General features: G+C 58.8%; 21 protein-coding genes and 1 pseudogene. 11 read left to right on the top strand and 11 right to left on the bottom strand.

Features of this window, described 5'->3' with window-relative positions; genetic code table 11:
- Positions 1-32 precede the first annotated feature (32 nt).
- The 4 genes from argF to B150_RS0111905 all read left to right on the top strand — a co-directional run bounded on the left by argF (position 33) and on the right by B150_RS0111905 (position 3,402).
- Complete coding sequence (gene argF / locus B150_RS0111890; RefSeq protein WP_020400153.1) at positions 33-974, top strand: ornithine carbamoyltransferase; 942 nt, start codon at positions 33-35, stop codon at positions 972-974.
- Between the two features lie 66 nt (positions 975-1,040).
- Positions 1,041-2,030 (top strand): Hsp33 family molecular chaperone HslO, encoded by a 990-nt coding sequence (locus tag B150_RS0111895; protein WP_020400154.1) that lies wholly within the window; start codon positions 1,041-1,043, stop codon positions 2,028-2,030.
- 71 nt (positions 2,031-2,101) lie between these two features.
- Positions 2,102-2,845, top strand: coding sequence for a subclass B1 metallo-beta-lactamase (bla, locus tag B150_RS0111900; RefSeq protein ID WP_020400155.1), 744 nt, complete (start codon positions 2,102-2,104; stop codon positions 2,843-2,845).
- 116 nt (positions 2,846-2,961) lie between these two features.
- Positions 2,962-3,402, top strand: coding sequence for an NIPSNAP family protein (locus B150_RS0111905; protein ID WP_081611431.1), 441 nt, complete (start codon positions 2,962-2,964; stop codon positions 3,400-3,402).
- A 101-nt stretch (positions 3,403-3,503) separates the two neighbouring features.
- On the opposite strand, the gene B150_RS0111910 is transcribed toward B150_RS0111905, so the two are convergent.
- Entirely contained in the window at positions 3,504-6,491 is a 2,988-nt protein-coding gene (locus B150_RS0111910; protein WP_025896777.1) for a TonB-dependent receptor, read from the bottom strand.
- Between the two features lie 295 nt (positions 6,492-6,786).
- Here B150_RS0111910 and B150_RS0111915 point away from each other — a divergent pair, with 295 nt between their 5' ends.
- The 3 genes from B150_RS0111915 to B150_RS0111925 are packed head-to-tail and all read left to right on the top strand — an operon-like array spanning position 6,787 to position 10,526.
- The gene (locus tag B150_RS0111915) at positions 6,787-7,947 is read left to right on the top strand and encodes a DUF819 family protein (RefSeq protein ID WP_025896778.1); all 1,161 of its coding nucleotides are present in this window, start codon (positions 6,787-6,789) and stop codon (positions 7,945-7,947) included.
- Positions 7,948-7,956: 9 nt separating this feature from the next.
- Positions 7,957-9,411, top strand: a complete 1,455-nt coding sequence (locus B150_RS0111920) for a C40 family peptidase (RefSeq protein WP_211205943.1) — start codon at positions 7,957-7,959, stop codon at positions 9,409-9,411.
- Between the two features lie 20 nt (positions 9,412-9,431).
- Entirely contained in the window at positions 9,432-10,526 is a 1,095-nt protein-coding gene (locus B150_RS0111925; RefSeq protein WP_020400160.1) for a dipeptide epimerase, read from the top strand.
- A 46-nt stretch (positions 10,527-10,572) separates the two neighbouring features.
- On the opposite strand, the pseudogene B150_RS0111930 reads toward B150_RS0111925, so the two are convergent.
- Positions 10,573-10,935 (bottom strand): annotated as a pseudogene (locus B150_RS0111930) (sugar transferase); the annotation flags it as partial.
- A 677-nt stretch (positions 10,936-11,612) separates the two neighbouring features.
- Here B150_RS0111930 and B150_RS23320 point away from each other — a divergent pair.
- On the top strand, positions 11,613-12,392 hold the full coding sequence (locus tag B150_RS23320) for an O-antigen ligase family protein (RefSeq protein ID WP_162139696.1): 780 nt from the start codon (positions 11,613-11,615) through the stop codon (positions 12,390-12,392).
- Between the two features lie 171 nt (positions 12,393-12,563).
- Here the strand turns inward: B150_RS23320 and B150_RS0111940 are convergent, their stop codons facing one another.
- Positions 12,564-14,108 carry a serine hydrolase gene (locus B150_RS0111940; RefSeq protein ID WP_020400163.1) on the bottom strand — a complete coding sequence of 515 codons (1,545 nt, stop codon included), beginning with the start codon at positions 14,106-14,108 and terminating at the stop codon, positions 12,564-12,566.
- Between the two features lie 21 nt (positions 14,109-14,129).
- Positions 14,130-15,512 carry a Na+/H+ antiporter NhaC family protein gene (locus B150_RS0111945; protein WP_020400164.1) on the bottom strand — a complete coding sequence of 461 codons (1,383 nt, stop codon included), beginning with the start codon at positions 15,510-15,512 and terminating at the stop codon, positions 14,130-14,132.
- Between the two features lie 152 nt (positions 15,513-15,664).
- Between B150_RS0111945 and lysA the strand changes: the two genes are divergently transcribed.
- The gene (gene lysA / locus B150_RS0111950; protein ID WP_020400165.1) at positions 15,665-16,945 is read left to right on the top strand and encodes a diaminopimelate decarboxylase; all 1,281 of its coding nucleotides are present in this window, start codon (positions 15,665-15,667) and stop codon (positions 16,943-16,945) included.
- Positions 16,946-16,968: 23 nt separating this feature from the next.
- Here the strand turns inward: lysA and B150_RS20825 are convergent, their stop codons facing one another.
- From B150_RS20825 to B150_RS0111980, 6 genes are all read right to left on the bottom strand, one after another.
- Positions 16,969-17,823, bottom strand: coding sequence for a MurR/RpiR family transcriptional regulator (locus B150_RS20825; RefSeq protein WP_020400166.1), 855 nt, complete (start codon positions 17,821-17,823; stop codon positions 16,969-16,971).
- 156 nt (positions 17,824-17,979) lie between these two features.
- Positions 17,980-19,380, bottom strand: a complete 1,401-nt coding sequence (locus B150_RS0111960) for a serine hydrolase domain-containing protein (RefSeq protein ID WP_020400167.1) — start codon at positions 19,378-19,380, stop codon at positions 17,980-17,982.
- A 154-nt stretch (positions 19,381-19,534) separates the two neighbouring features.
- Positions 19,535-21,031, bottom strand: a complete 1,497-nt coding sequence (locus tag B150_RS0111965) for an N-acyl-D-amino-acid deacylase family protein (protein ID WP_020400168.1) — start codon at positions 21,029-21,031, stop codon at positions 19,535-19,537.
- Positions 21,031-22,224, bottom strand: coding sequence for a serine hydrolase domain-containing protein (locus B150_RS0111970; RefSeq protein WP_020400169.1), 1,194 nt, complete (start codon positions 22,222-22,224; stop codon positions 21,031-21,033). Before B150_RS0111970 ends, B150_RS0111965 begins: the two co-directional genes overlap by 1 nt.
- Positions 22,225-22,248: 24 nt before the next feature.
- Entirely contained in the window at positions 22,249-23,412 is a 1,164-nt protein-coding gene (locus B150_RS0111975; protein WP_020400170.1) for an NAD(P)/FAD-dependent oxidoreductase, read from the bottom strand.
- A gap of 127 nt (positions 23,413-23,539) precedes the next feature.
- The gene (locus B150_RS0111980) at positions 23,540-24,400 is read right to left on the bottom strand and encodes a LysR family transcriptional regulator (protein ID WP_020400171.1); all 861 of its coding nucleotides are present in this window, start codon (positions 24,398-24,400) and stop codon (positions 23,540-23,542) included.
- 114 nt (positions 24,401-24,514) lie between these two features.
- Between B150_RS0111980 and B150_RS0111985 the strand changes: the two genes are divergently transcribed.
- Entirely contained in the window at positions 24,515-24,727 is a 213-nt protein-coding gene (locus tag B150_RS0111985) for a hypothetical protein (protein ID WP_020400172.1), read from the top strand.
- Positions 24,728-24,732: 5 nt separating this feature from the next.
- Positions 24,733-25,356: a 2OG-Fe(II) oxygenase gene (locus B150_RS20830; RefSeq protein WP_020400173.1), complete on the top strand. Its 624-nt coding sequence runs from the start codon at positions 24,733-24,735 to the stop codon at positions 25,354-25,356.
- Between the two features lie 30 nt (positions 25,357-25,386).
- Here the strand turns inward: B150_RS20830 and B150_RS20835 are convergent, their stop codons facing one another.
- A complete protein-coding gene (locus B150_RS20835) occupies positions 25,387-26,364 on the bottom strand; it encodes a calcium-binding protein (RefSeq protein WP_020400174.1) in 978 nt (325 codons plus the stop codon).
- Positions 26,365-26,493 lie beyond the last annotated feature (129 nt).

Here is a 26,493-nt window from a genome sequence, read left to right on the forward strand (position 1 = left end):
TCCCGGGCCCTGTAGATGAGGAAAATGACATCATGACAACTGTGCCTAAAACCAAACACTTCCTTGACCTCAAGGATATCCCTGCGGCGGACCTCCGCCTCATCCTCGAGACTGCCAAGGAATGGAAAGAGGCACGACGCGGCTGGCCGAAAGGCAAGGTCGACGCGAATGCCCCGCTTGAGGGCTATAACCTCGCGATGATTTTTGAAAAATCATCCACCCGCACCCGCATCAGCTTCGAGGTGGCAACCCGCCAGCTCGGCGCATCACCCATCATCCTGCAGGGCAGTTCCATGCAGCTTGGCCGCGGGGAAACGATTGGCGATACCGCCAAGGTGATGAGCCGCTATGTGGACGCCATCATGATCCGCGCCAACACGCACGAGGCTGTGCTGGAACTGGCGGAAGAAGGCGACGTGCCGGTGATCAACGCGCTCACCAACCATTCGCACCCCTGCCAGTTGATGGCGGATGTGATGACGATCGAGGAACATCTGGGCCCGATCAAAGGCAAGAAAGTTGCCTGGGTCGGGGACGGCAACAATGTCGCTACCTCGCTCATTGAAGCGGCGGTGAAGTTCGAGTTTGCCCTTGTGCTCGGTTGCCCTGAAGCGCTGGCGCCCTATGACGATGTGCTCTCATGGGCGGAACGCGAAGGCGGCGACGTGCGTGTGGTCACCAGCGCCGAGGAAGCCGTGTGGGACGCGGACGCTGTCATCACCGACACCTGGGTGTCGATGGGTGATGACCGGACTGGCTCCCGCGTGCGCGCGCTCGAACCCTTCCAGGTGAACCGCGAGCTGATGAGCAAGGCGGCCGAGGGTGCCGTGTTCCTGCACTGTCTGCCCGCGCACCGCGGCGAGGAGGTCACCAATAACGTGCTGGATGGCCCGCAGTCCGTGGTGTGGGACGAGGCGGAAAACCGCCTGCACGTGCAAAAAGCCATCCTTGCATGGTGCCTCGGGAAGCTATAAAAGCGCCCCGAAACGTGAACAAACGGGCTCGCGGCATGGTCGCGGGCCTCAAATGGAAGAGATCCCATGGTCGATATCCCGTCTCAGGACAATATCCAGCGCCCCATCGTCATTCAGGACCCTGAAGGCAGCCGCGACAATGAAGTGCGGCCCTTTGCCATTGAGGGCATGGACGTGCGCGGCCGCGCGGTGCGCCTCGGCACGGTGACAGACCAGATCCTCTCCGCCCACAATTACCCGGAGCCGGTGGCGCGTATCCTGGGTGAGTTCATCACGCTCGCCGCCCTCCTTGGCAACATCATGAAGTTTGACGGCATCGTCACCCTGCAGACCAAGTCACAGGGCCCGGTGCCGATGATGGTCGCGGACTATGAAGCCAAGGGCGACGGCCTTGGCCGCCTGCGCGGCTATGCCCAGCTTGATGAAGAACGCCTCAAAACTTACGGCAAGAACCCGAGCTTCGAGGGCCTCATCGGCTCCAAGAACGGGTACCTCGCGCTCACCATCGACCAGGGCGCGGATATGGAGCGCTATCAGGGTATCGTGGAACTGAAGGGCGAAACGCTCTCTGACGTGGCGCGCAACTATTTCCTCAATTCCGAACAGACGCCGACGGAAATCCGCCTCGCCTGCGAGCGTGACGCCGTGACCGGTAACTGGCGTTCGGGCGGCATCATGGTGCAGCATCTGGCGCGCGGTGAAGTGGGGCAGGAACGTATCCTCGACCGCGAAACCGAAGAGCAGTGGAACCGCGCCTCGGTGCTGATGCACAGCGTGAAGACGGACGAGCTTCTCGACCCCGCGCTTGACCTCGACCAGCTCCTGTTCCGGCTTTATAACGAAGACGGCGTGCGTGTGTTTGAAAGCGCCCACATGATCAAGGGCTGCCGGTGTGAGCGCGAACGGCTCCTGAGTGTGCTCAGCCAATTCCCCGAAGACGACATCGACCATATGATTGAGGGCGGCAAAATCGGCATGAACTGCCAGTTCTGCAACAAGACCTTCGATTTCACCGGCGAAGAAGCCCACGCCGCGCGCAAGGCAGCGATGGAATAGGCCTGCCGCGCCATGTTTTTGCCCCGGTTGATGCCTAGCAATTCCTATGCGTTTTCACCGGGGAGGATTTGATGCGCTTTCTTCTGGCTTTTGCCCTCATGTTGCTCGCGCCCATCGCCCATGCGGCGGATGAGGATGATGTCAAACTTGTGCCGCTCATGGACGGCGTGTGGATGCATGTGTCCTATGGTGACTTTAACGGTCACCGGGTCTCGGCGAACGGGCTTGTGGTCAAGGAAGGCGATACACTTTTCATCGTCGACAGCGCCTGGGGTGACGCCAACACCGAAATCCTTCTTGATATGATCGAGCGCGAGATCGGCCTGCCGGTTTACGCCGCCGTCGCCACCCACTTCCATGAAGACCGCGCGGCGGGGGCGGAAGCCTTCAAGGCGCGCGGTATCCCCTTCTACGCGTCGGCCAAAACGCGCGAACTGGTTGAGAGGGCGGGTCGCGTGCCGCCAGCGGACGTTATCACCGTCAGCCCCCGGCCGGGTGGCATGTCCCCCCTCGGGCCGCTCACGGTCATGTACCCCGGTGCCGCGCACACGACCGACAATCTTGTTGTTTGGCTGGCTGAACAAAAGCTGCTGTTTGGCGGCTGCGCTGTGCGCGCGGCCTCAGCTAAGAACCTCGGCTACTATGCCGATGGTGACCCGGCGCACTGGGACGACGCCATGGAGCGGGTGCTGAAAACCTTCAGCGAGGCAGAGACCGTGGTGCCCGGCCATGGTGCCGTGGGTGGGCCGGAGCTTCTGACCCACACCCGCGACCTTGCGCTTGCCTTCAAAGCGAAGGAGAAAGCAAGCGATTAGCGCTTGGCCGCATGCGTGCAACGCTCCGTCGCATCACCCCCTTGCGGCGCTGTGCTACACTGGGTGAGGGTTCGCGCACGCCCATTACGCCACCAATGAATGCTCAGGAGGCAACCATGATCACTAGACGGTCCCTTACAGGATTTTTTGCTGCAAGTGCTTTGGCGTTTGCGGCATCCACCCTCACGCAGGCAGCGGCGCTGACCGAGAGCCCGATCCACCAGCTACGCATCTATGAGATTTTTGACACCAACAAGGATGCGTTTCATGACCGCTTCCGCGACCATGCGGCGCGCATCATGAAAGACCGCTACGGTTTCAATATTCTTGAAATCTGGGAATCGAAAACGGCGCAGAAAACACGCTTTGTCTATCTGCTCAGGTGGGATAATGAGGCCGCGCTTCAGGACGGCTGGGCAGGTTTCATGGCTGATGAGGAATGGAAGCAGATCAAACGCGAAACCGGGGCGGTGCATGGGTCCTTCGTAGGCGGCATTGACGACCTGACACTGAGGATGACCGACTATTCACCCGGCAAGGTGAAACCGGTGGAGTAAAGAATACTTCGGCCAAAAAAAGAAGGGCACCCTTGGGTGCCCTTTTGTACTCGGAACTCAGTTTCTTTGGGAAACGCGTTACGCGTTATCGGCTTCGGAACTTAGAACTTGAAGCCGACATTCAGCCGTACCGAACGCGGTTGTGCCGCGCTACGGACCGCGAGGAAATCCTCGTTCGGGCCGTTGAAGCCGTCGGTGATGATTTCATACACACGGAAAGCTTTCTGGGTGTTCAGTACGTTGAAGATGTCAAGACCGGCATAGAACTCGTAACCGTTGATGTCGGTCGTGTAGTCGAAGCTCAGGTCAAGGCGAACCTGCCACGGCGTGGTGCCGTACTGGCCGCGCTTGATATACTCGAACTCACGGTCCTGGCTCGTCCATGTGCCATCACCCGGATCGATACAGTTGGCAACGCAGAGGTAGTTGCCTTCTTTACGGGTCTGGCTGTTGAACGGGTTGCCGTACGCACGGGCGTTGATCGGCGCGCCGGAGATCAGGGAGAAGTTTGCACCCATCGTCAGCTCAGGCGTGATGGCATAAGCGCCGTAAGCCTTAAACTGGTGACGGTGGTCGTTCGCCATGACGCCATAGTTGGAGTTGATGAACATCACGTCATCGCCGGATTCGGTCCATCCCGGGATGTCGTTGCCGGTGTCGGAGTTCACGCCGCCCTCATAGTTACCCGTGCTTTTCGACAGGGTATAGGAGAGGCGGGTCATCCAGGTGTCATCCCAGTGACGGTTGGCAACAAACTCGAGCGCGCGGTACTTGCGGATCGGGCGGTCGGAGCCAATCGGGTCCGGGTTGCCGTCGCCGTCAAGGTCGTAACCGAAGGCCTGTGCTTCGCCAAGGTCAACCGTCACGGTCTGAACGTTGCCGTTGTCGCACTCATGGTCGATCGTCAGCTCGCGGCCCACGTTACCGAACACCCACTTGGAGATGTTGCCGCAACCGGCCACGTCCACATCGATGCGCATGTCCTCGATTGCGTCACGGAATTCACGGTAGATACCACGAACGCCGAAGTCCCACTGGTCGTTCATCTGCATCTCGAAACCGAGGATGAACTCGTCCTGACGCGAAGCCTCAAGGTCCTGGTCGACAACAAATTTTTTGTCGTCACGGCCTTCGCCGCTACCGAACTGAACCACCTGGCCGATCTGCTGGCCAAGTTGTGGCGTGATGTTAGTCAGGCCGGAAGAGGTTTCGTTTTCAAGGAGACCCTGAAGGGCATAGTAGGTGCGGGTATCAACCGTACCGCCACCTTCACGCGCCGCAAGACCGTTCGCAATCGGGAAGTAGTAACGGCCAGCGTTGGCATAAAGCTTCATGCGGCCTTCACCACCGATATCCCACGCAACGCCAAGACGCGGCGAGAACATGTTGGATACCTTGATGAAGGAATTGCCTTCAGCGTCCTTGCTGTCGAAGCGGTCCCAGCGAACGCCGAGAGTTGCGGTCACTTCGTCGTTCACCGTCCATACGTCTTCGAGGTAGGCCGCGGAGGTGTTGGCATCAAAGGTGCCGCCGCGGATTTCCTGACGCGCGAGAACATAGGCGTAAACCCCGTCTGGTACGGAAACGTCGTTCACGCTGTCGCCCGGCTGGGTGTCATAGATGGTGAAGTTCGCCATCTCTGGGCCCACGGACGCCCGCTCCATGAAGGTGGTGCGTTTTTCGTGGTCGAAACCGAAGCGCAGCAGGTGATCGCTCACTTGCCATTCAACGTCCACACGCAGCGCATCGCGCGAGTTGATGCGGTTGTCGTTCCGGAACTGCGTGGTACAGCCGATGTTGGTGTCCACACCCTCGCGGTCGTCATACACGCGGTTACACTCGGTCGAGATGTTGGTGTAGTCGTTCGAGTTGCGCTTGTTCTGGCCATAAAGGACCTTGGCGGTCAGATTGTCGGTGAACTGGCCGGTGTAGGTCAGTGCCCAGTTGGTGCCGCCGCGTTCGCTCGTGGCCGTCTCGGCATAGGTGCCGCTCTGGAAACGGTCGGTGACTTCCTTGTACTCGTCCGAGAAGATGAAACCCTCGATCGAGTGGTTGTCGGTGATGAACCAGTCAACCTTGCCGCCCCAGAAGCTCGAATTGTCTTTATAATCCGAGAAGCTGGTGCCGGTGTTGTTGTAGTATTCGCCGTTGTTGATGCGCGGCTGGAACAGGGCGTAGAAGAATACCTTGTCCTTGATGATCGGGCCGCTCAGGTGGATGTTGGCTTTGAAATTGTTTTCAACATCGTCGCTGCGGTAGATCGTTTTGTCGCCATCACGGTTATAGAAGTCGTTGGCGGAACCGCGGAGCGCATTTGGCTCCCAGAACACTTCGCCGCCACCGTGGAATTCGTTGGTACCGGACTTCAGAACCGCGTTCACCACGCCGCCTGTCGTACGGCCAAATTCAACGGAATAACCGCCGGTCTTGACCTGGAATTCCTTGAACATGGCAAACGGTACGTCGGAGAAGCCGACACCCGTTTCCACGTCGGATACGTTGAGGCCGTTCACGAAGATGGAGTTTTCACCCACCGACGAACCGCCGAACGAGATACCGCCGAAGGCCGGGCCCTGCACCACGCCGGGTGCCAGAAGCGCGACCGCGTCCGCGGAACGAACGATCGGCAGATCCTCAAGGGCGGCTGCCGTGATGTTCAGGGACGATTCGGTTGATGTCATGTCGATGCCGCGCATGGAGCCGGCGGAGACAATGATCTCCTCCATCGCCATGTCGCCTGCGCTCATGGCAACGTTGAGGTCCGTGGTGCCACCGATGGTGACGCGCACTTCCTCATATACCGCGCGCTCGAAGCCGTCCTTGGAGACGGTTACCTTGTAGGTACCCACCGGCAGGCGTGCAAAACGGAACTGGCCGTCCGACCCTGCGGTGACCGAGCGGCGGAAGCCGTTCTCTTCATTAAGGACCGTAATGGTGGCCCCTGCCAGCGCAGCATTGCTCTCGCTGGAGACGACACCCGCGATGGAGCCGTCGCTGTTGGCGGCAAAAGCGCCATGTGTTGAAAGGGCGGCGGTGCTGACCCCCATCCCCAGTATCAGTGCGTATTTTCGCAAATTCCGTGCGTTCATTTCCTCACCCATTCGCTTTTGTTGCTGCGGCAGCGCCCCTCCGCCCCGCCACAAGAATATGGAAGAATAATTTATGCGATGAATTATTCCTTCTGTAAAGAATTTTTATTCCTAGCGTCCTTTTTCTGTCAAAAAAAGAGGCTTTTCTGCAACGTTTCTATCTGATAGAACCGGTCTGGGAAGATGGAATAAATAATTCCGGGCACAATTCAGGTCGAACGTGCAACTAATAGAGTTCAGTTTGGCGGGAATGAGCGCGAGTATCGCGGCTCAAGGTTACTGGGAGGTTAACACCTTGATCACAGACGGATTTCAATATCTGGCGCTTCTGATGCTCATCGGCGGGTCGATCCGCCTTTTCGAGACCAAGAGCAAATCGCGTCTGTTTGATTACCTGCCCGGTGTGGTTGCGCTTTATTTTATTGTCATGGTCATGGCCGCCGTCGGTGTGTGGGAACAGTCTGAGAGCGTGAACAAGACCTATTCGGGCGTGAAGAACAATCTCTTGCCCGCCATGATCTTCCTCATGCTGATGAAGGGTGATCTCAGGAAGATCATCGACCTCGGCCCGCGCATGCTGCTCGCATTCGCTATCTCAGCCATCAGCATCGGCCTTGGTTTTGTCATTACCTATGCCGTCCTTGGGCACTGGCTCGCGCCCGATGCGTGGAAAGCCTTTGCGGCCCTTTCCGGCAGCTGGATGGGCGGCATGGGCAACATGGCGGCCATCCAGGGCGCACTTCAGGTACCCGATACCGCCATGGGTTACGCACTTCTGATGGATTCGGTTGATTATGCGCTCTGGGTTATCCTCCTCCTCGCGCTCGTGCCCTATGCGGCGGCCTTCAACCGCTGGACAAAAAGCAACACCGATACCATCGACCGTATCGGCGAGAAGCTTGAGGCTGAAGCGGCGGAGGCCGACAAACCCATCGATTTCACCGCGCTTGTGTTCCTTCTGGGTGCGGCGCTTGGTGCCAGTGCCATAGCGCAAGCCATCGCGGGCGTGCTGCCAGCCACCAGTTTCTTTACCGCCACCACATGGGCGGTGCTGATTGCCACCGTCTTTGGTGTGATCGCCGCCATGACGCCCATGGGCCGCATGGCGGGCTCAAGTGAGCTCGCGAATGTGATGCTCTATGCCATCATTGGCCTGATCGCCTCCCGCGCGGATCTTGCCGGGCTTGGCGCCGCGCCCATTTATGTTGTTGCCGGGCTTATGGTGCTGGCGGTGCACGGCCTTGCCATGGTGGCGGCGGCAAAAGTCTTCAAGCTTGACCTCTTCTCGCTCGGTGTGGCGTCGCTTGCCAATATCGGCGGGGTGGCGTCGGCGCCTATTCTTGCGGCCGCCTATTCCCGCGCGCTGATCCCCATCGGCGTCCTGATGGCCATGCTTGGTTATATCATCGGCACGGGCGGTGGCCTGCTTGTCGGTAAAATCCTGTCACTGCTTTGATTGAGGTTCATGATGTCACGTTCACTCCTGACAACCGCCCTTGCCGCCATGGTGGCACTCGCCGCCTGCAGCCCATCGGACGAGCAGAAAACGGACGCGCGCGAGGTGCATGACGCGGTGATGGAAGGCCTTGCCGACCCGTTTGTCTCGGACGTGATTGGTGTTGAGGAAAAACACCTGTCGCAGGATTTCTGGACAGCTGCTGCGGGCGCGGATAAAAGCGCGAGCGGTGTGCTCTTGAGCGCGGCAGAGATTGACGCGATGAACGGCGAGAGCGTGGCGGGCGACCCCACCATGTTCGACCTGGCAAGCTTCCCTGAGAGCCTTTCGGGCGAAGAGGTGAAGGCGCGCCTGCGTTCGATCAGCAATGTGCCCTCGTACCCGCGCATCTATATGAACGGCCGCACGCTGACGGAAGCGGACTTTGCCGCCTATGAGGCGACGCTTGCGGAAGATCAGATTGCTGATGAGGTGCCGCTACGCTTCGCGCTGGCTGTCCGCCGCACGCCCATGCGCACCTACCCGACGATGGACCGCATCTTCAGCGAAGGGGCTTCCAACTTCGATATCGACCGCTTTCAGGAATCGACCCTGTTCCCCGCAGACGTGGTGGTCATCCTCCATGAAAGCGCCGACGGGCAGTGGTATCTGGTCCAGAGCCACAATTATATCGCCTGGGTGCAGAAGCGCGATCTCGCCATCGGCCCCAAGGAAGCCATCCTTGATTATAAAGCGGCGGAGAATTTCCTTGTGGTGACGGGGGCGAAAGTCTTCACCGTCTATAACCCGGAAATGAGCGCGGTCTCGGAAGTGCAGCTTGATATGGGCGTGCGCCTGCCGCTCGACCGCCCCGCGGAGCTTGCACATAACCTTTACGGCCAGAACCCGTATCTCTCCCACATGGTGGTGTTGCCCACGCGCCTTGATGACGGCAGCCTTGAGTTTCGCCACGCGCTTATCCAGCGCAATCAGGATGTCCGCATCGGCAGCTACCTGCCGTACACAGAAGAGAACATCATCCGTCAGGCGTTCAAATTCCTCGGCGAACGCTACGGCTGGGGCCACAGCTACAATGGCCGCGACTGCACGGGGTTTGTGTCGGAAGTGTACCGCAGCATGGGTATCATCCTGCCGCGCAATTCGGGTGATCAGGGCAAAAGCACGATCGGCATCAACAGCCGGTTCGAGAAAGATACCCCGCGCGAGGACAAGCACAAGTTGCTGCGCGCCGCGAACGTGGGTGACCTCGTCTATATCCCCGGCCATGTGATGATGATCCTCGGCCAATATGAGGGCAACCCCTACGTCATCCATGACGTGACAGGCCTCAATTATCTCGGTGAAAATGGCGAAATCTACAAGGGCACCCTGAACGGTGTGTCGATCACGCCGCTTCTCACCCTTCAGTCTTCACTTGAACGCACCTATGTTGATGCGGTCTATAATGTAAAATCGATCCGGTAAGCTGACAGGTAGGCAGTCCCATGAAAATAACAGGCTATAAACTAGGTATGCTGCGGGTGCCACTTGTCACCCCGTTCAAGACAGCGCTCAGGACCGTCGATCATATCGAAGACATCGTGCTGACGATCGAGACCGACACCGGCCACACCGGCTACGGCAGCGCGTCCGCGACCGCGGTGATCACCGGCGATACGCACGGCTCCATTCTTGAAGCCATCCGCACCTATATCATGCCGCGCCTTGTCGGCATGGAAATCACCGCGCTCAATGAGATCACACAGATTGTACAGGGTGCGCTCGTCAACAATTTCTCCGCCAAGGCGGCGGTTGAGATCGCGGTCTATGATCTCTTTGCGCAGTTCTACGACGCGCCGCTTTACAAAATTCTGGGTGGCGGGCAGCCGCGGCTCTCGACCGACCTGACCATCAGTGTGGATTATATCGACAAAATGGTCGCGGACAGCATCCGCGCCTGTGACATGGGCTATGAGACCCTCAAGATCAAAGTCGGCAAGGACATCGGTGTCGACGTCAAGCGCGTGAAAGCCATCTATGCCGCGGTCAAGGACCGTGCGCTCTTGCGCCTTGATGCCAACCAGGGCTGGTCGCCGCGTCAGGCGGTGGCCGCGCTCCATGAGCTTGAAGCCGCGGGCGTTGAGCTGGAGCTGATTGAGCAACCCGTGAAGGGCGAAGACCTCAAGGGCATGAAATATATCACCGAACGTGTACGCACCCCGGTGATGGCGGACGAAAGCACTTTCGGCCCGCGTGAGGTGATTGAGCTTATCCAGATGCAGGCGGCTGACATCATCAACATCAAGCTGATGAAAACCGGCGGCCTCTCGAACGCGATCAAGATCGCGGACATCGCCTCCGTCTACGGTGTGGAATGCATGATCGGCTGCATGCTCGAGAGCAGTATTGCCGTCACCGCCGCCGCCCACCTCGCGGTCGCCAAACCGAACGTGATCACCAAGGCTGACCTTGACGGCCCGTCCCTATGCCAGTTCAACCCGGTTGGGGGTGCTGCGAACTTTGACGCGTCCGAGATCACCCTGCCGGACACGCCAGGCCTCGGCATCAAGTCGATTGAAAATCTGGAAAAGCTGGGCTGATCATCCTCTGAATAAACCCCCGTGCGTCAGCGTGCGGGGTTTCGCTTTAGTAAGCGTTGTCTTTCTCGAAAAACAGCACATAAGCGGTTTTAAGAAGAATGAAGAGGTCAAGCAGCAGGCTCCAGTTGCGGATATAATAGATATCGCACTCCACACGCTGTTTGATCTTGTCTTCCGTATCAGTCTCACCACGCCAGCAGTTTACTTGTCCCCAGCCGGTCACGCCCGGTTTTACCCGGTGGCGTACGGCATAGTTGTCCACCCCTTCCTCAAACAGCTTGCCCGGCGCCTTGGTGGCTGTGGCATGCGGTCGTGGCCTCACCAGCGACATGGAACCACCGAGCACGTTCAGAAGCTGCGGCAGTTCATCAATGCTGGTTTTGCGGATGAACTTGCCCACACGGGTTACCAACCAAAGCTAGAAAATAAGACAGTCAAGTTGCCAATTCACTTTAAATCACAGCGCCTTTGTGCGACCAGTATACAGCGCGAATTTTGCTAAGGGCGTGAGCAATCAACGGCATGAAGATTATATTATACTCATTAATACTTCTTATCCCACTACCCTTTGCTAGCGCCAGACCCATTTGGCAATGGATTTGGGTGGTACATGTGGCTCTCAGTGGTCTCATTTACCTCTATTGGGCACGCAAACGGTCGACACCGCAGCTGCCCCCGCCATTTTGGTTTGCTGTAGCGACGGGTATTGGACTCTCCCTTTGGGGACTGGCGCAGACTCTGCCTGTATTGGGCGACAGAAGCATAATAAGCGCGAACGTGGTGTTGACCCACGACTTTTCGCTCTTCGTTTTAGCACATATTGTGTGGTTGGTTCTTGTTGCGGCGTTTGCGACGCCGCGACGGTCTGGCCGCGGGAGCGGCGCGCGCGCGCGCAACCTTATTTTATTTTTTGCCCTGACTGGCATTGCCTATGCGGCATATGGGCTCGTCGCCTATGTGTTTGGAGACAATTACATTCTGTGGTTTAAGAAGGAATTTTCTAAGGGCTCTCTGACTTCTACTTTTGTCAACCGCAACAATTACGCAGCTTACTGCGGCCTCGCACTGCAGTGCCTTGCGGCACATATGCTCTATCGTTTCCGCATCAGCGGCGGGGAGTGGAGTAGGGGTGCTTTCGGGCATGAGGCCGTGCGCTTCGCATGGTGCTGCCTCGGGGCATTCCTGTTGGTCTCGGCCCTGTTTCTGACCGGTTCGCGCGCTGGGGTTTCCTCCTCGCTCCTCGGGCTTGGTCTACTGCTGACGTGGGGCTTTCAGATGCCGCGGGCCGGGGTGGCACCACAGGCAGGCAAGGACGGCCTGCGCAACTTCGCTTTTGCCGCAGCCTTTATCACCGCTTTTGTGCTCATCTACTCGGTCAGCGGATCTCTGCTCGATAAGCGACTTGCTGGCGGCGTCGATGATGAGGTGCGCTTCCAGGCCTTTGCCCATATGATGCGCGCAATTGCTGACCAGCCATATACGGGTTTTGGCCTCGGAACCTTTGAGGAAGTGTTCCGTGGTTACCGCGGCACAGACATCCCTGTGGTTTTCGACCGTGCCCATAGTGAGTATCTGGAGCTTGCCATGACGGCAGGCATCCCGATGGCGGCGCTGGTGTGCCTCGCCACGCTCCTTGTCTGTGTCTATTTCATCTTCGCTACCCGCGCCTCTACCCGGCATGCCATTTATGTGCTGCTGGGGCTCACCACCAGCATCCAGATTCTCACCCATGCGGTGATCGATTTCCCGGTACAGATTCCGGCGGTGGCCTATAGTTACCTGCTGATTGTCGGCTGTGCTTTTGCGCTCGCGCCAAAAGCCGAAAAGTCGGACACACGGAGGCGGTCGTCAGGTCAGCGTGGGTAAGGCGGGGGCATGTGCGGGGCCTTGGAATAATCGCACACTTCCCGCACAAAACCCGCGCATATCCCGCACACTTTCCGCAAAAAATCGGGCTTTTTGGGCCGATTTCACGCACAGGTTTTGCGCAATTTTCGCGTAGGTTTTCAGGAATATTCCTGAATATGCACCCTCTTTTTATTCCGCACGAATAAAGTTGAGATCCTGGATGTCGAAGCTGAAATCAAAATCGCTGGTCATATGGTGCATCGTCATGCCGGTGACCTTGCCGGAAATATCGGTTTCAAACCGCACGAAGGCGTCCTCGCCCACCAGCTTGTCATCCCAGCGGATGATGAAAGTGTTTTGCTCATAAGGCTCCAACTTGCCTGTCAGTTTGGCTGACTTTTCGCTCGCGAACCGCAGTTCTGTGCCCTTGAGCGCGACCTCGGCTTTGCCGAACCAGGTATCCTTGTAGGTGCCGGCGTATACCTCGAGGCTCAGGAACATCTGGCCTGAACCCTCGCGCCGCTCATCTTTCTGGGCCTTGGCCGCTTCGCGCGCGGCCAGCCAATCGGCGTAGGTTTTCACCCAGTCGCGTTTCTCACCGCCCAGATAACCATGCAAAATCGCCTGCATCACCGCTGTCCGCGCCCCATAGTGGCTGCCGTTATTCAGGAGGATGATGCCAAGGTCCAGCTCGGGCACGAGGCTCAGGTAGGCCTGCATGCCGGAGAGTGTACCGGTGTGGGAAATCACCTCATAACCCAGCACGTCAGCCTTGCGCCACGCCAGCGCATAGGTGCGGAAATGGGTGTTGTTCCAGTCGCGGTCGAGGCTGCCAACGCCAAGAAGCGTCTCGGATTTCCACATCTCGTCGCGACGTGCTTCGGAGAAAATCCTTGTGCCATTAGGGCTTACACCGCCCTCAAGCTGCGTCAGCATCCATGTGGCCATGCCGCGCACATTGCAGACCATACCGCCCGCAGCCGCCGACACCGTGGCTTTGCCGGTGATGGCGTTCCGGGGCACCGTGACCTGTTTGCCGTCCAGCCAGCTATGGGGCGTTGCCACATCGCCAAGCGCTTCCATCGGCGCGTCACCCGAATAGCAGCCCATCTGAAGCGGGTTCAGGATGCGGGTTTGCACGAACTCTTCCCACGACTGGCCGGTGACAGCCGGCACAATCTCACCCGCCACGATATAAAGCAGATTGTCGTAGGCATAGTCGCTGCGGAAACTGGAAACCGGCTTCAAGTGCCTGAGATTATGGAGGATTTCGTCGCGTGAGAAGCCCGAAGGTTCCGGCCACAGCATCAGGTCGCCCGCGCCTGCGCCAAGCCCGCTCCTGTGGGTCAGGAGGTCACGGATGGTAAACTCGCGCGTCACCCATGGGTCCATCATGCGGAAGTCGGGCAGGTGGTCGATCACCTTGTCGTCCCAGGTGATTTTGCCTTCATCCACAAGGATGGCGAGCGCCGCAGATGTGAAAGCCTTGGTGGTGGAGGCAATACGGAACAGGGTGTCGGGCGTCACCGCCTCTCGGCTGTTCATGTCCTTGATCCCGTAGCCCGCGAGATGCACCACCTTGCCGTCTTTGACGATGCCGACAGCCATGCCCGGTGTCATGAAGCTCTCGAGCGCGTCATCAACGACAGCTTTGATCTCCGTGTTCTTGAGCGCGTCCGCTTCCGCCACGGGCGCGGTGAGAAGGAGGGTGGCGAGAGCAAGCTGTCTAAGCATGGTGGTTGCCTTTTTCGGGTGTTAGATCAGGAAGATACCGGTGACGAGGTAAAGCACGATGGTGATGGCGCCTGCGGTCAATGCGTATGGGAGCTGCGTGCGGACGTGGTCCAGCAGTTCACAGCCCGCTGCGAGCGAGGAGACGAGCGTGGTGTCTGAAATTGGTGAACAATGGTCCCCAAACACGCCGCCACCGAGGATGGCCGCGAGCAGGAAGGCGGGCGGCAGGTCGAACACACCCACAAGCGGCATGGCAAGCGGGATGAGGATGGCGAAGGTGCCCCAACTGGTGCCAGTGAAGAAGGAGATCATGCCGCCCGCGATAAACAACAGCGGTGCGAGCAAGAGCGGGTGCAGGTTCTCGCCCACAATACCCGCGATAAACTGGCCGGTGCCAAGGCTCTTGAGGCTGGCGCCGAGCGCGATCGATAGCAGCAGCAGGAGCGTGATCGGCAGCAGTTCGTTCATGCCCTTGATGCCGATGTCGACAATATGTTTGTGGCTGAAATTCTTGTCCATGATCAGCAGGATATAGCCGGTGAGGCAGCCAAGTGCGGTGGCATAGAGGATCGAACGCGAGCCGCTGCCTGCTGCCATATCGCCGTTCCCGGTCCAGAGCATGAAGCCGATCATGCTGGTGATCATGACAAAGAGCGGCAGGATCATGAAACGCGCGCGGGTGGCCTCATACTGCTCCTCCACCACTTCGTTTTCTTCCAAATCCGACACGTCCTTGTTCTCGGACCGCGCGAGCGGGCCATAGAATTTGCCGGTGATGGTCGAGTAGAAGACGATAATGAGCGTCACAATGGCGTAGAAGTTGAAGATTACCGAACCCCAGAGGATCTCGGCCGCGCTCATCTCGAAGTCATAGGCGTTCAGAAGCGCAAGCACAAAGGCGCCCCAGCCGTTCAGCAGGATAAGGATGCACACGGGGGCCGAGGTGCTGTCGATGAAATAGGCGAGCTTGGCGCGGCTCAGGCCGTAGCGGTCAAACAGCCCGCGCGAGACAAGGCCCGCGGTCAGCACGCTCAGGTTCGATTCCACAAAGACGATCACGCCCACGATGGCTGAGGTGAGGCTGGCCTGCCGCCCGGACTTGACCCAACCGCGTGAGACGATGATATCCACAACAGCCGCCACCCCGCCGGAGCGGTACATGAAGGCCAAGAGCGCACCGATCATCAGCGCGAAGGTCAGCAGGCGGGCGTTGTCAGCGTCCGTGAGCACCGCAACGATACGGTCCATCATGGCGAGGCCCGCGATGGGCATGTCGGTGATGATGTTGGCCTGCTGCAGCACTTCCGATGCGAAGATGGCGAGGATGAGGGCCAGTAGCACCTCCTTGCGCCAGAGCACGACACTGATCGCGATGATCGGCGGCAACAGTGATAGCCAACCCATGAATAGTCCTCCCCTCAGACGGAATTATTCCGCTTATTCTTGAGCAGACTGCCCAAGTTTCCTGTTGTATTCAAGCCAATTATTCCTGTAGGAATAATATATTCAATAATGGTATCGGGCCCGATTGTCCCGACAGCGCGAGGAACATGGCCATGGCGGCTGACTATAAAGATGGCGACCTGATGATGGAAGGCGTGAAGCTTGCCACTGTCGCAAGTGTGATGGGCACGCCGGTTTATTGCTATTCGCGTGGCCGCATCGAGGCCGCCTACCGCGCGTATGAGGATGCGTTCGCGTGCTTGCCCGGCACCATGATCTGTTATGCCGTCAAGGCCAACACCAACCAGGCGGTGATCGGCACGCTCGCCGCCCTTGGTGCGGGGGCGGATGTGGTCTCTGAAGGCGAGCTTCGTCGTGCGCTCAAGGCAGGTGTGCCCACAAGCCGCATCGTATTCTCGGGTGTGGCAAAAAAGCCAAGCGAGATGGAATTTGCGCTTAAGGCAGGCATCTACCAGTTCAATGTGGAATCAGAACCTGAGCTGATGGCGCTCAGCAAAGTGGCGGCGCGCTTGGGCCTTGAAGCCAGTATTGCCCTTCGGGTGAACCCGGATGTGGACGCACGCACGCATGAAAAGATTGCGACCGGCAAGTCGGAAAACAAGTTCGGTATCCCGTGGCGGCGGGCCCGGGCCTGTTACCGGCTTGCCGGTTCGCTGCCCGGTATTCGCGTGCAGGGTATCGCCATGCACATTGGTTCCCAGCTGCTGTCGCTGGAGCCCTACCGCGAAGCGTATAGCCGCCTCGCGGAAATGGTGGCCGAGCTTGCAGAAGACGGCATCAAGCTTGAAAGCATCGATATCGGTGGTGGCCTTGGCATCGCTTATGAAGACGGCACTGTGCCGCCAAGCCAAGCGGCGCTTGCGGCACTTGCTGAAGAATGCCTGGGGCGTCTGGATGCCCGGCTGATTATTGAGCCCGGTCGTTCCCTGGTGGGGGCGGCAGGTGTGCTGCTGTCTGAAGTGATTTACGTGAAGTCAGGCGAAAGTCGCGATTTCATGATTATCGATGCGGCGATGAACGACCTGATCCGCCCCGCCATGTATGACGCGTATCACGGCGTAAAGCCGCTCAAGACAAAGGCAACCGCCGTGCGGTCCTATGATATCGTGGGCCCCGTTTGTGAAAGCGGGGACACCTTCGCCAAAAGCCGTGTGGTGCCTGAGGTGAAAGCCGGTGATCTGATCGCTTTCTTGGGCGCGGGCGCATACGGCGCGGTGATGGCCGGCACCTACAATAGCCGCCTTCTGGTGCCTGAGGTGATGATCGCGGGGGACAGCTTTGGCGTGATCCGTCCACGGCCAACCTATGATGACCTCATTGGCCTCGACACGCCGTGGCAGGTGATTGACGAGAAGGAAGAAAGGTCCGCCTGAGATCTTGGTCTTTGGGCGGGCCTTTAGAGGTTTTCGACTGCACGCTGGCTAAGGATCAGCAGCTCACGTCCGTGGGTGTCGCGGCTTGAAAGCACCATATAAAGCGCATCAATCAGGTGTTGCAGCGCAACGCGAGCCACAATATGAGGTGCGCCGCCAAACTGTGTCGCTGCGCGGTCGTCAAAAGTGAAGAGGCTATAGTCAGCCATCAGGCTCAGCGGGTTCACATCATATTTGGTGAGCGAGACAATGGTCAGCCCGGCTTCCTTGGCCGCTTCCGCAAGCTCGTTCACATGCGCGTTCTGGCCCGAGACCGAGAGCGCAAACAGCACATCGCCGCGGCGCATGGATGCGAGGTTAGCGCGCTGCACAAAGGGGTCGCTTTCCGCCACCACCGACTTGCCCATGATCATAAGTTTGAGCGCGAAGTCCTTCACCACAAGCGAATAACCGCCGGCCGCCACAAACTGGATGCGGTTGGCTTGCTCAATGGTGCGCACGACTTCAAGCAGAGCATGTTCGCTATTCAGTTCGGCGATTGAGCGCACAACGTCGGCTTTGGTTTGCGCCAGCTCTTCAAAGATGGTGCCGCCACCCTCAACCGGGCTTGGTGTCGGGATCTGGCTGATGTCCACCTGAGCGCTGCCACGCGCCAGCTCCTCGCTGACAGCAAGCTTGAGCGCGGGATAACCGCGGTACCCGAGTTTCTGGCTGAATTTGACGACGCTCGACTGGCTGACACCAACGGCTTCGGCGAGCTGCTGGGAGGAATAGTCCCTCAGGAGTGGTGCGTTGTTCAGGATAAACTCGGCCAGCTTACGTTCATTTGCAGACATGCCGCTCACTGCCCGCCGGATATTTGCCAAACAATCGTTCATATGAACCGCTCACCCCGCCTTGTGTCGCACCGTGGTGGACGAAACCTGTTCGCCCCTGATGGTGTGCCAAACTCCCTCTCCTTCATTCGTTTAGGCTGAAAGCAGCCTTAACTCAAGCATTACGGTGCGCGGGCCGGTTTACCGTCGCCCGCGCGCTCAATCGTCGGCCTTGTTGCCAAACCAGCGCCACCACCAGCGCAGCACTTCGTCTTCCGCGCGGTACATCGGCGTAATGCCGGTGCCGGCTGCCGGGTCGTCCGCTGTGCCGGTGATGAGCGCGATGAGCGCTGCGTTATTTTCAAAGTCGATCCAGAATTGGCCCATCAGGCCGTAGGCGTCGCCAAGGTGGCCAACAAGCACATGGCTGTCGTCGCTCACGCCCCAGTCGCGCAGATCAACGACATGGGTCGAAAGGCCGTAAGCGTTCATCAGGCGTTTTGACGGGCCGTTCGGGTCCAGGTCTTCGCCGGTGGTGTTGCCGTTCTCGGCGCGTGCATCATAAACCCAGATCGGCTGCGCCATTTCGCCCACGGTTTGTGGGTCGAGGAGGCGTTTGCCATCTGTGGTCTCGCCACCCGCGAGCAGCAGCTGCGCCACTTTCGCGAGATCGCGGGCAGAGGCGCGCAGGCCCCCTTGTGGGGAGAAAAGCGTGGGGTTCTGCCCCGGCGTGTAATCTTCAAGGATAGCGCCGGGCGCTTCGCCGCGCGCCACAGGCTCCATACCGTAGTAGCAGGAGAAACGTTTGTCGTCGAGTTGCGGTACCCAGTCGCCCTCCGGGCGCCAGTTGCCGTCCTCGTCGCGCTTGCGGAACAGGCTGGCCATGGTTTCTGGCTCGTTGGCGCTGACATCGCACACATTATAACTCGCGCTCAGGCCAAGGGGCTCAAGCACGCTTTCGCGCATGTAGCGGTCGAAACGTTGGCCGGTGACCTTCTCGATCACCCCGGCCATGATGCCGAAGTTGAGGTTTGAATAGGTGAAATATTCACCCGGACCCTTGTTGCCGCCGTGTGCGAAATGTGCGCCGCCGTCATAATGTTTGCCGTAGGGTTTGAAAAATTCCTCGAACTCTTCACCGCCCTTCAGCCAGTAATAGTCTCCGTCCCGGATGCTGGAAGAATGAGACAGGATTTCCCTCAGCGTGATTTGATCATTCGGGAAGTTGGGGTTGCGAAGCTTGAAGCCAAGATAGTCCGACACGTCGGTGTCCAAATTCACCTTGCCGGCTTCTACCAGCCGCATCAGGCCGATGGTTGCCACCAGTTTGGAAATGGATGCGATACGGACCTTGTGGTCGAGGTTAAGGGGAATGCTCTTCTCCCCGTCCACCCGCGCGATCCCGGCGGCATATTCAAATGTCGCCTTCCCGTCCTTGATGACAACCATCTGTAACCCGCTGATTTGTGGGGAACCGGGCACCTTGCCAGCCACGATGGCATCCAGTTCATGGCGCGCGGTGGGGGGAAGCGCGTCATGTGCCATGGTGGCGGGTGCAAGGGACAGGAGGAGCCCCGCAGCTGCAGAGACAGCCCTGGATTTGAGAAGGAGTGTTTTCAAAGGCTGTCTATGCATGGGTGCGGACCTGTGCGCTAGGGTTCTGTGGATGACCTGAATACATTATTCAAAATCGGGCACCGGCCCGCAAGTCATATTGAATATATTATTCCAATATCGTCAAGCCATATTCCCTTTTCCGTTACGGAATAGCTATTTATTCTGGCTTCAGCACATGGCCGGGCCGTGCGCCTGTGGGCTGGTTATTGGAATAGCTTATGACGCCGCCTACCATCACAAGGTCGAATCCGGTGGCGTTTTCGTGCGGGCTGACGAAGCTGGTTTTCTCCTGCACCTGTGTTGGGTCAAAGAGGACAAGGTCCGCTTTCATGCCGGGCTTGATGATGCCGCGGCCTTTCAGCTTCATGATTTCCGCAGGCAGGCCGCTGGCTTTATGGATGGCGGCTTCGAGGCTGAGCCCATGCCCGCATTCAACATAATACTCAAACAACCGGGCATAGGTGCCGTAGCCACGCGGGTGGCGCATGGTGGGGCTGCCGTCAGTCGAGAGCGCGACTTCGGGTGCTATCACAAGCCGGTCGACGAGCTTGCGGTCCATGACAAAATGCGCGGCGGACCCACCACGAGGGCCAAGGTCGGCGATAAGATGCGCAGGATCCTTGCCTCCAGCTCTGGCAGCGTCGGCGAGCGTTTGTCCCGCAAAAGGTTTGGTGCCGAAAAGCAGCGCTTCGGGCCCGCCGCGTTTGGTAATGCGGGCATTCAGGTAGGCGATCAACTCATCCTCACGCTCCGCGCGCACGGCTTTATAGTCCGTTGGTGGTAGTGCCCACTCGGGGAACAGGATGCCGATGCCGGTGAAGCTGGCGGCATAGGGGTAGATGTCAGCGCTCAGCTTTGTGCCCGACGCACGCTTGCCTTCCATGAAGGCAAGCAGGTCATCGGCGCGGTCCTCGCCCTTGCCGTACACCACCTTGAGGTGGGAAATATGCACACGGCCTGTGGGCGCCATGGCGACAAGCTCATCAATGGCATCTTCCACATCCGCGTCATCCTCGCTGCGCATATGGCTCATGATGATGGCGTCATGATCGGTGATCACATCACCGAGCGCTTTCATCTCAGCGGCGTCCGAATAGACGCCGGGCACATATTCAAGCCCCATCGAAAGGCCGAACGAACCGTCAGCCAGCTCCTGCGCCATGGCGGCTTTGAGCGCGTCTTTTTGCGCGGACGTCAACGCCCGCACGCCGTCGCCGATGCCAGCCATCTGGCGCACGGTGCCGTGCCCAGTCATGGGAATGACGTTGAGCTCAAGGCCTTGCGTGCCCGCGCGGGCCTTCCAATCCACGTCCAGCCCGTCGCTGGAGCCGTCCATGCCCAATGTTACGGTAGTGACTCCCATGGCCAGGAAATTGGCGAAGGAGGTTTTGAGCGGATCACCGTGGGTATGGAGGTCAATGAAACCGGGCGCGAGCACACGGCCTTTGGCGTGAATCACCGCCGCATTTTCCGCCTTGCCTTCGCCGGGCGCGTAGATTTCAGCAATCAAACCGTCTGTCACCAGCACGTCGCCCATGAAGGCTTCAGCGCCGGTACCGTCAACGATTTGTGCATTGGTGAAAAGTGTGCTGTCGGCGAGGGCGCTGCTGGCCAGCAGGGCGGAGGCCGCGAGTGCGGTGATCAGGCGGCGCATCAGTTTTTCCTCTTCCTAAGGAACAGCGGGAACAGATGTTCCATCACATCCGCGCGGATGATCTCCCGCGTGCGGAAGGAGGCATCATCCGCTGTGTTGTTATTATAAATGGCGGCTGTTTTCGTTTCAGGGTTCACATAGACAAAGGCGGTGAAGCCAGCCTGGTCGCCGGTGTGACCGACAAGACGGAACGGCTTGCTGCTACCCGGCGCCTTGGCGTTGATGGTGAAAAACACCATGCCGACATATTCCTCCACCGACGCATCATCGGTGCGGTAGAGGGTTTGCCACATCTCGTCCAGAGTCTCGCGCTTGAGAATGGCGGGCGAGCTGCTGTCTAGCCCCAACCAGAAATTCAGCCATTTCACCATGTCCGCTACCGGGGCATTGAGGCCGCCATTACCGCTTGTGGCGCCCGTGTCGAAATCAAGACCGAAGGGAACCGGCGCACCGTCCTTGATGGCGTAGCTGTTCGCGCGCTCAGGCAGCAGGTGGTAGGGCGTGGTGTCAAAATAGCTGCGGGTCATGCCGAGCGGCATAAGAATATTCTTGGTGATATATTCCTCCACCGTGTCCCCACTCACAATCTCCACCACGCGGCCCAGCATGCTGATGCCGGGGTTCGAGTAGGCGTACCGGCTGCCGGGCTCGAAGTGGATGCGCGTGTAGGGCATCATGGCCGCGACCTGAGACCACTCGTGCGGCTCAAACGGGTACCAGTCCTCGCCCCAGCCCCATGGGAAAGTGCCGGAGCGGAAGCCGCCCACGTGGCTGATAAGCTGGCGCAGGGTGATGGTTTCCATACGGCCATAGGGGTTATGTACCTGCCGCACTTCCGGCAGGTATTTGACGATGGGATCGTCGAGCGAAAGCTTGCCACGGTCGCGCAGCTGCATCAGCGCGGTGGCGGTAAAGGTCTTGGTGATGGAAGCCCAGTGGAAAATGCTGTCGGCATCTATCTTGCGGCCGCTCTCTAGGTCGGCATCGCCGCGCAGGTGGCGGGCGATGATGTTGCCGTCCTCGAGGAACACAAGGGTGCCACCAACGCTGCCCACCTCATCCATGCGGGCGTCAAAACGCTCGGTCACACTTTGCCAGGCGGCATCAAACCCTTTTGGGGGCTCGGCGCTGGCAGTGCCAAGGCTGACGCTTATCGTGAGCGCGACCCATAGTCCCTGATACCGTTTCACCATCGTTCCCCCCTTTGTGCGTTTCCCTCAGCCTGACGCCAGCAGCCGGTCAGGTGCGAGCGCTGATGCGTCGACACCAAAGTCCGCGAGGCGCGCAGGCACCGTGCCGTCAAGGATAAGGCTGGCTGCCAGTTCGGCCATTGCGGGCGCGGTCTGAATACCGTAACCGCCTTGGCCTGCGAGCCAGAAGAAACCTTTGAGCTTCGGATCATAGCCTGAAACCGGGGTGCGGTCGGCGACAAAACTGCGCAGGCCCGCCCAGCTGTGGCTCACGCGGCGAATTTGCAAGGTGGTGGCGGTCATTACCCGGTCGGCGGCAATGGCGACATCCAGCTCTTCCGGTTGTGCGTCGCAGGCCGGGCTCTCGGTCTCGTCGCATGGTGAGACGAGCAGCATGCCTGCGTCCGGCTTGAAGTAAAATTCCTCGCCCACATCCATGATCATCGGCCAGCGCGCCGGGTTCATGCCCGCTGGCGGCTCGACCAGAATAGCGGTGCGGCGTTTCGGCATCAGGCCGATATCCTGTGCGCCCGCAAGCGCGCCGATCTGACCGGCCCACGCACCTGCCGCATTCACCACGGTTTTTGCTACGAAAGTACCCACGCGGGTTTTCACCTGCCAAAGCTCGCCTTCACGCGTGATGGCTTCAACATCTGCACCAAGCGTGAGCGCGCCACCGAGCGCACGGAAGCGCTTGAGGTAGCCCTGATGCAGGCCGTGCACGTCAATATCCGCCGAGGCGTCTTCAATCAGTGCGCCGATCAACTCATCGGCGCGTAGGATAGGGCACAGCGCAGCGGCCTCCGCCGGGCTGATCCAGCGCGTGCCGGCTTTGATATCTTCCTGCTGTTGCATCACGTCAAAGGCTTCAGCCTGCGCGGCGGTTGCCACAAATACCGTTGGCCGCGGCTCCAGCAGTGTGTGGGCGGCGAAGCTTTCGGGCGGGTGTTCAAGGAAGGCGCGGCTCGCACGCGTTAGCGCACGTACAGGCGCGCTGCCATAGATCTCGGAAAACAGCGCAGCAGACCGACCGGTGGAGTGGTAACCGGGTTGATCTTCGCGTTCAATCAGGTGGACGCTGAAATTTTCTGGACACTTTTCGGCAAGATGGGCGGCGACCGATGCGCCAGCCATGCCCGCGCCGATGACCAGAACGTCATGGACGGGACTTTCAAACTCGGGCGACTTCATGTGTTGACCTGTAAACTAGCCTCTGGCGGCCCCATACCGCCGTTTGGAATAATTTATACAAAAATGATCAGTCAAGGAATAAAAAATTACAAATTCGATATAATATAATCTTTTCAGATACTTGAGTTTAAATAACCGTGGGTGTGCGCTGTGCAACGGTCTCAATGCCCTCAAAGATCGTCGCCATCAATTCAGCGTCATGGTCTTCGGGGTAGGCTGCATAGACGGGATAGGTGAAGCTGGGTGCGTGTGCCACGAGCGTAAGGTCGCCTTGTGCCAGAAAGGGTGCCGCAATACGCTCCGGGAAATAGCCGGATGCCTTGTTTTCCAAAAGGAAGGAGATGCCGAGCGAACCCACGTTCAAGTTAAGGGGCGGGATAGCATTATCGGGGAAATTGAGGGCATGATCGGCCTGAAACTCGGGCCCCCAGTCGACAAAGATATAGTTGCCGCTACTCGGCCCGCCGCTGTGTTTGTCGCTGGTGACAAGCACCAGATGCTCCTCAAATATCTGCCGGATGATGATACCCGGGCGGGCGACAGGGCGGTACAGCACGGCCATATCCAGAAGGCCGTCCAGCAGTTGCTGCATAAGCGCGGGGGAGGAGGCAGTCATTTGCGCGCGCACAGCCAGTTCCGGCATGTGGGTCCTGAGCCACGGCAGCAGGCGCAACAGGAAGCCGTCCCAAAGGCTGGGCTGGCCACCAAGGGTAAGGCGGCGCTGCTGGTCTTCCGGCAGGGCAAGGGTGAGGCGGGCCTGGTCCCACATGCGTACAATGGCGGCTGCGTGACGGGCAAATTCGCGTCCCACCGGGGTTGGTGTCGCGCCCGATTTGTTGCGAATGAAAAGCTCCTGCCCGAGTGCATCTTCCAGCGCACGAATGCGGGTGCTGACGGTCGACTGCGCCACATTCACCCGCTCGGCAGCATGCAGGAAGGAGCCGGTTTCAAGAACGGCGAGGAAGGTGCGGGCCTGCGTTATATCCATGCTTTTGCTCAAGTATCGGAAATGCCGATATTATCTATCAAATATATCCGCTTTTCAAATACTAAAGACAGGAGCAGAACAAAAGGAGTGCGTTAATTCACAAGGAATACCAGAGTGCGCCGTGCAGAACTTTATGTGGATGGTCCGTCTTACGGCTATGGCGAAAACCCGTCCCAACCCTTCGATGTACAGTGGCCGCTGAGTGAGGTCATGCTCGAGGCGGAAATAAGCTGCGACCAGTCGTTCGAGGATATTGCGCAAAAATACGGGGTTACCGTCGCTGATGTGATGGCCCTGCGCGAGAAATACGAACTGGACTTCTGTTAAGCATCATGGCGCCCCGCGGCGATATCGCTTTTGCGCGGCCCATGGGCGGCGTGCGGCAGGCTTTCAGCCTTGAGCCGGCGATCCTTCATGGCTTTTTGAACGCGGATGAATGTGCGCTGCTGCAGCAGTATGCGGCAGAGCACATGATGGCACGAGCACGTCTTGCGGGCGGCATGAGCGAGCATGCGGTGCGCTCGGCTGGTGCACTGTGGCTTGATGACGACGAACTGCCTTGGCTGACAGCCAAGCTTGTGCGCGCACTATCTGACCTCAACCGCGAGCATTTCCCCTTTGCACTCGACGGCTTTGACGAGGGCTTCCAGCTCCTTCAGTATGACGGTGCGGTGGACGGTGCTTCGCGCGGCGATTTCTACGACTGGCACATTGATATCGGCACATCAGGCACGACCATGAGCCGCAAGCTCAGCATTGTGGTGCAGCTTAGCGACCCGGCTGACTATGAAGGGGGGCGGCTTGAGATCAACGCGGGCGGTGACGTGAAGGAAATGCCGGTTACCCAAGGCGCCTTGATCGCGTTCCCGAGCTTCGTGCTCCATCATGTGTCGCCGGTAACATCCGGCCGCCGTTTTTCCCTCGCCGCCTGGGTGCATGGCCCCGCCTTCCGCTGAAAGCAGGGCCTGCGGTTCTTTTATCTGAGCCTAGAAAAGCAGCGTGATATCGCCAAAGTCGTCGAGCGAAAGCCCGACGAGGAAGATGCTTCCATCTGCGCCGAGGTCGATCATCAAACCCTCTTGACCATTCACCACGGCCTCACCTGATGCCGCCAGGATGTCATCAAGGCTATCGAAGCCAAAATCACCGGAACGAAGGTCGAGTGTGTCGGTGTCGGTATCGAAGTCGGTAACGGTATCGTCGCCCACATTGTTGCCGAAGGCGAACCGGTCTGCGCCGTCACCTCCGAGCAGCTGGTCATCGCCCGCTCCGCCCCACAGCACATCGTCCCCCGCGCCGCCATCAAGGCTATCGGTGCCAGCGCCGCCAAAGATGGTGTCATCCCCCGCAGCACCAATGGCGAGGTCGTTGCCGCTGCCGGCATAAAGTGTGTCGTCACCATCACCTGCCGAAAGCGTGTCATTGCCGCTGCCGCCACCGAGGAGGTCGCTTTTCGTGCTGCCGAGCAGGCGGTCGTTGCCTGCACCACCCCAAAGCGTGCTGGCCATATCGCCCTGTTTCGCTTCGTTCACGTCAAACTGGTCATTGCCGTTCTGGTCAATCCAGTGACCTGCGAGCAGGCGGTCATCGCCTGCGCCGCCATAAAGCGTGTCGTGGCCCGTGTCGCCGCTCCAGGTTTGTGCGTTACCGCCGATCAGGAAATCGTCGCCCGCGCCGCCATAAAGGATGTCGTCATCCGCGCCGCCTGCAATGATGTCGTTGCCTGCGTCATCCTTGCCCGCATAGACAATGTCGTTGCCGGACCCCGCGAGCACGGAATCGTTCCCGCCGCCCGCGATAATGGTATCGTTGCCGGAGAGAGCCAGGATTTCATTGTCCTCAGCACCGCCCTTGATGAAGTCGGCGCTTGAGGAACCGGGGATATAGACAAAGTTTGCCGCGACAGTTTGTGTGGTTAGGTCTGCTGCCAAAGTGGCGATTGCGCCACCGTTATTCTCGTTCATTCTTATATGCCTTTTATTGCTGTTATTATCGCTTATTGGCGGCAAGGCATGGGCCCGACCGCTCATCAGGTATCTCTTCCGTCGTAGTACGAAAAAAGAAGCGATGGCGCTTTAGAGCATGCTCAAGAT

The sequence above is a fragment of the Kordiimonas gwangyangensis DSM 19435 = JCM 12864 genome (genome assembly GCF_000375545.1).
Classification (GTDB): Bacteria; Pseudomonadota; Alphaproteobacteria; order Sphingomonadales; family Kordiimonadaceae; genus Kordiimonas; species Kordiimonas gwangyangensis.